Below are 6,000 nucleotides of genomic sequence, written 5' to 3'. Positions count from 1 at the left end.
AGAGCCTCACTTTCACCCCCATGTGTTCGCTGCGCGAACCGAGTAGGTCATTTCCAGCTGCTACGGTTTTTTGCTTTTGACAAAGTAGCTGGAATGTTTATTTCCTGTGTTCAGTTCTAATCGGATGTCTTACGCCCCCACGTGAGGGCGGAGAAAGTGCTGTGTTTTAATCCTTAAGGCGAGCCTGTGCCATAACGTGAATCAATACACTTAAGTTCGCTAGATAGATGCAACTGAGAGTTGTCTTATATCTAACGATAGCTTAATTATCTGTATGACTATCCCTATAGGATCTTAGCGTTTTTATCTCTTTTACTATTAGGTGGCGCTAAACTTTATGTGATCTCAGATTGAGGCTGTGATCTTAATGACTAACAAGCTATACAAATATAGGTATAATGGCGTATGAATTGTCGTCTAGGTTGTGGTGCTTGTTGTATAGCGCCGTCTATCACCAGCCCTATTCCTGGTATGCCGCAAGGTAAACCTGCCGGGGTGCGTTGCATCCAGCTAGATGAGAAGAATCTTTGTAAGATCTTCGGTCACCCAGAGCGCCCTGCGCTGTGTGATCGTTTCATCGCCGAGCCGGAAGTCTGCGGCTCGACGGCGGAAGAGGCACTTTGGTTGATTACATCTTTAGAAGCGGCGACGCAGTCTTAGAAGGTTGGTTATGCAGTTAACTCGTTATACAGATTTTGGTATTCGTACGTTAATGTACCTGGCCCTGTCGCCAGAGAGAGAGACGTTATTTCGAATCGCCGAGATAACCGAGGTATTTGACCTGTCGGCAAACCACGTGTCGAAGATAGTACACCATCTTGGTAAGGAAGGTTATCTGCAGACGGTACGTGGTAAGTCGGGTGGATTTAAGTTAGGAAAACCGGCTGATCAGATCAATATCGGGGTATTGGTACGCACGCTGGAAAATTCGCTGGCCCCTATAGATTGCAGCAAACCTTATTGTCGTTTCTCTCCAGCCTGTCAGCTTAAGGGCGTGCTCGCCGAAGCGGTTGACGCCTATCTGGCTGTGCTAGATAAATACTCATTGGCCGATGTCGTCAGTAATCGTGATGAGTTGAAGGCCTTGCTACCGGACCTCAGCATCCCAGTCCTAGAGCTTTAACTTCTCTTATATTAAGTGTGCCTATCTTAGGTGGGCCTTGTCGCTGGCCGCTGGTTCCTTCTGCGCGATGCGATAGGTCAATAGCCTGGAAGCGTTGACTAAGGTGATTCCTTCTTCAGAAAGCCTAGGCAGGTTCGCCTTTAAGAAGCTGATGGTCTCTGGATAGGGATGGGCGATCACTATGAGTTGTCCCTCTCTATTCGCGAGTTGGATCAGTTGATTGAATTGTCTCTCCAGCGCCTGGGGGGACACATCGTTATCTAAGAACAGCTGTCTTCTCAATAGCGGAATGCCTAACTTATTCGCCGCGGCGCTGGCCTTGCTGTACCGGGTGGTCATACTATCGACAAAGTAGTTATCCTGCTGTTTCAGACTCTCCATTAGCCAGATCATGGGGCCTTCTAGCTGAGTGAGCAGGCTGCCCATATGATTATTCACCCCCCTGGCGTAGGGCACGCTCTTAAAAGCATCATTGACCGCCTGTTTGAGCGCCTGTTCGCTCATCTGGTTGGTGAGCCCACCTGGACCCATCTCTTTACCGTTGAGCGCCTGCATGGGCAGATGCAGCATGATCTCGTGCCCCTTGTCATGGGCGATGGCGGCGAGCTTTTCACCTAGTGGCGTATGGGGCAGTACAGAGAGGGTGATGTCACTGGGTAGTGCCAACACCGCCTCGTCGGTCTGACGATAACCTATATCGTCTATGATGATGGAGACCTGGGCGGCGAGACTATTTTGTGTGGTAAATAAGACAGCTAATAGGAGTAATAAGCGCACTGTATTTGTTATTCATTAACTATTTGTTTTTATCCATGAGATTGCCGATTCGATAGCCCTATCGTGGGCGGCACCATCATGGGGCGGTTGCTCATCGATTATAGGCATACTTTGTTCGGCAGTCATAGTCTCCCCGGTGATATTTATGTCCGGCTTAATGCCGATGGCGTGTATGTCCCTGCCTTTCGGTGTGGTGTAGTGGGCTATGGTCAGCTTGATGGCATTACCCTCGATAAGGGTGGGGATCAGGCTCTGTACCGTACCTTTGCCAAAGCTCTTTTCGCCGATCAGTGTTGCGCGTTGGTTCTCCTGTAGCGCCGCCGCCAGCACCTCTGAGGCCGAGGCGGACCCCTTGTTGATCAGTACGGTTAGCGGCAGCTTAGAGAAGATGGTTTGCGGCGAGGCGAAGTAGTCTGAGTTGGCATCGAAGAAACGTCCTCGGGTGGAGACGATGCGCCCCTTGGCGAGGAAGATATCGGCTATCTTGATCGCCTGATCCAACAGGCCGCCAGGGTTGTTGCGCAGATCCAGGATCAGGCCTGTCATGGGCTCATTTTGCCACTGGGTGAGCTGTTTGATGAGATCTTCAGTGGTGTCATCCTGAAAACTGGAGAGCTTGATGTAGCCTATGCCGTTGGCGAGAAGCTCTGCCTCGACCGAATTTACATCGATAAGACTCGGGGTGAGTGTTACGTCAAAAAGTGCCTCCGAGTTGGCGCGGCTCAATGACAGATTGATGGCCAGATTGTGTTTGCTGTGAAACTTAATCTCTTCCAGCACATTGTCGAGTTGTTTGGCGGTTACCGTCTCATTGTTGACTTTGACGATGCGATCTCCCGGCTGGATGCCCGCATTGGCGGCCGGTGAATGAGGGAAGGGGCTGATGATAGTGACCTGGTTTTGCTCTGTGGCTATCTCTATGCCGAAGCCAAAATATTCCCCCTTGTTGGCATCCTTGATATCGGAGAAGGCTTGGCTGTCGAGGAAGTTTGAGTAAGGATCCAGCTTGCTGAATACCCCTTCTATGGCGGCCTGGATCAACTCTTCCTGGGAAATCTTATCTACATAGTAGGTTTCTACCGTGCTGATGATGTCGATAAGGAGTGGATAGCTGACCTTGGGTTGGTATTCCTTGGCATTCTCATGACCAAAGAGTGTAATTGAGAGGCCTAGGGTCAGGCCAAAGGCGACACAGGTGAAATAGCGGATCAATTGAGACATGGACAACCTCCCCATTACTCGGGGTCGTTGTCGCGTTATCGTCTACAGTATCTCGCAGGATCGACCGCTTGCCCCTTATGCCTTACCTCAAAGTATAGGCCAGGTTCTGTCTGTCCACCCGAGCGTCCGACCAGAGCTATGGTTTCGCCCTTATTGACGCTGTCGCCAGCATCCTTGAGTAGGGTCTGGGCATGGCCATACAGGCTCATGTAGCCCTTGCCGTGATCGACCACCATCACCATACCAAAGCCCCTGAGCCAGTCGGCATAGATCACCTTACCTGAGGCGATGGCATTGATGGATTGTCCCTCCGGGGCGGCCATCATCACGCCTTTCCATTTTACCTCGCCCGAGCGGCGACTTCCGAAACCGACTCGAATGCGCCCCTTGGTCGGCCAGCTAAGTTTCTGGCGGCTGGAGAGGCCTTCCATACTGGGGTTGTCTTTCATGGCCCTTAGCGCCTGTTCGACCACCCGCTTCAAGCTGGCTTCCTCAATCTGTAGTTGTTCTAACTTGGCGCCATGTGAGCTGAGGGTGCGCTTTATCTGCTTCAGGGTTAGTTGGCGTTGGTGCTGTTCTTGAGTGAGGGCCTTGGCCTGCTTTTCCTGGTTGAGGATCAACTCGTTGAGCTTGGTTTGCTGAGCCTTCTGCTCTGACTCGATGGCCGTCAGTTCGGTCATGGTCTGCTGCAGTTGTTTGATGGCGTCCGTTCTCGCCTTGTTGAGGAACTGATAATAGGCGAGCAGGCGCTCTATAGTGGCTGGACTCTGCTGATTAAGCAGCATCTTAGTGTAATCGTGGTTGCCTGCCAGGTAGGCGCTGGCTAGCTGGTTAGACAGTGTCTTCTGTTGTTTCTGCTTTAGAGAATCAAGCTCTGCCTTGCGGCCGTCTAGTTCGGCCAGTTTCTTGTCGGTTTTTGCCAGTGACGCCTTGGTATTGGTCACTTTCTTTGCCGCCGCGGCGATCGCCTGCTCATCTTTTTTCAGCAGGTTAATCAGTTTCTCGTGTTGGCGGTTGGTGTCTTTCAGTGCCGACTGCTGGTTGCTTATCTGTTTCTGAATGGCTTCGAGCTCGGATTGACGCTGCTTCAGGCCAGACGCCTGTGCAGTGCAAGAGAGCATGATAAAGCCAGCAAGTATGCTGGCTTTATAGAAACCGGAACGTTTAAGCAAAGAGTCGTTACTCGCTTAGGGTAATGATTGAGTGCCCACTCATCTCTGACGGCACAGTTTGTCCCATCAAGGTTAACATGGTTGGCGCTAAATCACTTAATCTTCCGTTAGGTGCGATCTCACCCTTGCGTCCTACATAGATGAGGGGGACGAGTTCGCTGGTGTGGGCGGTATGGGCCTGGCCAGTTTGCTCGTCGGTCATCTGCTCGGCGTTACCATGGTCGGCGGTTATCAAACACTCGCCGTCTACCTTGGCTAGCGCCTCGACGACACGACCGATACTGGCATCGACCGCCTCACAGGCCTTGACGGCAGCATCGAAGTTGCCGGTATGTCCCACCATGTCACCGTTAGGGTAGTTACAGATGATCACGTCATATTGAGTCGACTCGATCGCTTCTACCAGCTTGTCGGTCAGCTCTGCCGAGCTCATCTCTGGCTGTAGGTCGTAGGTGGCGACCTTTGGCGATTGAATGAGGATTCTGTCTTCGCCTTCGAACGGCTCCTCTTTGCCGCCGTTGAAGAAGAAGGTGACGTGAGCGTATTTCTCGGTTTCCGAGATACGCAGCTGTGTCTTGCCGCTGTTTTGCAGCACTTCGCCTAGAGTGTTGACCAGATCTACCGATGGATAGGCAATCGGCGCCTTAATGTCGGCGGCATACTCGGTCAGCATGACGAAGTTGATCTTAGGCGTTACCGCACGCTCGAAGCCGTCGAATGCAGGGTCGACGAAGCTGCGGGTGATCTGGCGGGCACGGTCGGCGCGGAAGTTCATGAAGATCAGTGCGTCGTCGTTATTGAGGGTAGCGACCTGACCGTCGGCGTCTGTGATGGCCGAGCTGGCCACGAACTCATCGTTCTCATCACGGCCATAGGCGGCTTCGAGCGCCTCTACTGCATCTCGATACTGGTGCTGCGCCTTGCCCTGGGTGATTAGCTCATAGGCTTGTGAGACGCGATCCCAGCGGTTGTCTCTGTCCATGGCGTAGTAGCGACCAATTAAGGATGCGATACGGCCTGTGCCAAGCTCGGCGAACAGCTCGTTGAAGGCTTGCAGGCTGCCCTTGGCGCTTCTTGGTGGCGTGTCACGGCCATCGAGGAAGGCGTGCAGGTAAACTTGCTTGGCGCCGCGCTTAACCGCCATCTTACACATGGCCTGGATATGGCTTTCATGGCTGTGTACACCACCGGGTGATAGCAGACCCATGATGTGTACTGCACCGTCAGCGGCGATCGCCTTATCGACGGCTTCGACAAAGGCGGGGTTGGTGTCGAACTCGCCATCTTCAATCGATTTACCGATACGGGTCAGCTCCTGGTAGACCACGCGGCCAGAACCTATGTTGATGTGGCCAACTTCCGAGTTACCCATCTGACCGTCGGGTAGGCCGACATCCAGGCCCGAGCCAGAGATCAGGCTGTTGGGGTATTCTTTGTTGAGGCGATCGAGCACTGGAGTGTTGGCGTGATATACCGCGTTCATGTGGGTATTTTCACGGTAACCCCAGCCATCGAGGATCAGCAGTGCCAAGGGGCGTTTGCGTGTCGTCATGGTGGTACCTATTAACGTTAAAAAGAAAACTAGAATTCTGAAATTGGATAAATATTACTACGTACAGGGACGATCAAAAAGTGATTTACACCGATAGCCCCCATCGAGCCCGTCACAATTTAAGGGATCTCTCAATATCGGCCCTCTGTAAGGGG

The 6,000-nt window shown here is 52.3% G+C and carries 6 protein-coding genes; 2 read left to right on the top strand and 4 right to left on the bottom strand.

Annotation, left to right across the window (positions count from 1 at the left end; genetic code table 11):
- Positions 1 to 405: 405 nt before the first annotated feature.
- Complete coding sequence (locus tag GNT65_RS16775) at positions 406 to 660, top strand: YkgJ family cysteine cluster protein (protein ID WP_160798296.1); 255 nt, start codon at positions 406 to 408, stop codon at positions 658 to 660.
- 10 nt (positions 661 to 670) lie between these two features.
- Entirely contained in the window at positions 671 to 1,123 is a 453-nt protein-coding gene (locus tag GNT65_RS16770; RefSeq protein ID WP_160798294.1) for an Rrf2 family transcriptional regulator, read from the top strand.
- Positions 1,124 to 1,144: 21 nt separating this feature from the next.
- Here the strand turns inward: GNT65_RS16770 and GNT65_RS16765 are convergent, their stop codons facing one another.
- Genes GNT65_RS16765 through gpmM form a run of 4 tightly spaced genes read right to left on the bottom strand, consistent with a single transcriptional unit; the run spans position 1,145 to position 5,845 of the window.
- Entirely contained in the window at positions 1,145 to 1,900 is a 756-nt protein-coding gene (locus GNT65_RS16765) for a divergent polysaccharide deacetylase family protein (protein ID WP_160798292.1), read from the bottom strand.
- A 15-nt stretch (positions 1,901 to 1,915) separates the two neighbouring features.
- Positions 1,916 to 3,121, bottom strand: coding sequence for a S41 family peptidase (locus GNT65_RS16760; protein ID WP_160798290.1), 1,206 nt, complete (start codon positions 3,119 to 3,121; stop codon positions 1,916 to 1,918).
- 35 nt (positions 3,122 to 3,156) lie between these two features.
- Positions 3,157 to 4,242: a murein hydrolase activator EnvC family protein gene (locus tag GNT65_RS16755; RefSeq protein ID WP_160798308.1), complete on the bottom strand. Its 1,086-nt coding sequence runs from the start codon at positions 4,240 to 4,242 to the stop codon at positions 3,157 to 3,159.
- Between the two features lie 58 nt (positions 4,243 to 4,300).
- Positions 4,301 to 5,845 carry a 2,3-bisphosphoglycerate-independent phosphoglycerate mutase gene (gene gpmM / locus GNT65_RS16750; protein WP_160798288.1) on the bottom strand — a complete coding sequence of 515 codons (1,545 nt, stop codon included), beginning with the start codon at positions 5,843 to 5,845 and terminating at the stop codon, positions 4,301 to 4,303.
- Positions 5,846 to 6,000 lie beyond the last annotated feature (155 nt).

This window comes from Shewanella insulae, assembly GCF_009831655.1.
Lineage (GTDB): Bacteria > Pseudomonadota > Gammaproteobacteria > Enterobacterales > Shewanellaceae > Shewanella > Shewanella insulae.
The sequence above is the reverse complement of the archived record's forward strand: the minus strand, read 5'-3'. Positions and strand labels throughout refer to the sequence as shown.

What these genes read in the sequence shown, in the direction of transcription:
- gpmM (WP_160798288.1), bottom strand. Translation starts at nt 5,845, where the DNA reads ATGACGACACGCAAACGCCCCTTGGCACTGCTGATCCTCGATGGCTGG.
- GNT65_RS16770 (WP_160798294.1), top strand. Translation starts at nt 671, where the DNA reads ATGCAGTTAACTCGTTATACAGATTTTGGTATTCGTACGTTAATGTAC.
- GNT65_RS16775 (WP_160798296.1), top strand. Translation starts at nt 406, where the DNA reads ATGAATTGTCGTCTAGGTTGTGGTGCTTGTTGTATAGCGCCGTCTATC.
- GNT65_RS16755 (WP_160798308.1), bottom strand. Translation starts at nt 4,242, where the DNA reads ATGCTCTCTTGCACTGCACAGGCGTCTGGCCTGAAGCAGCGTCAATCC.
- GNT65_RS16760 (WP_160798290.1), bottom strand. Translation starts at nt 3,121, where the DNA reads ATGTCTCAATTGATCCGCTATTTCACCTGTGTCGCCTTTGGCCTGACC.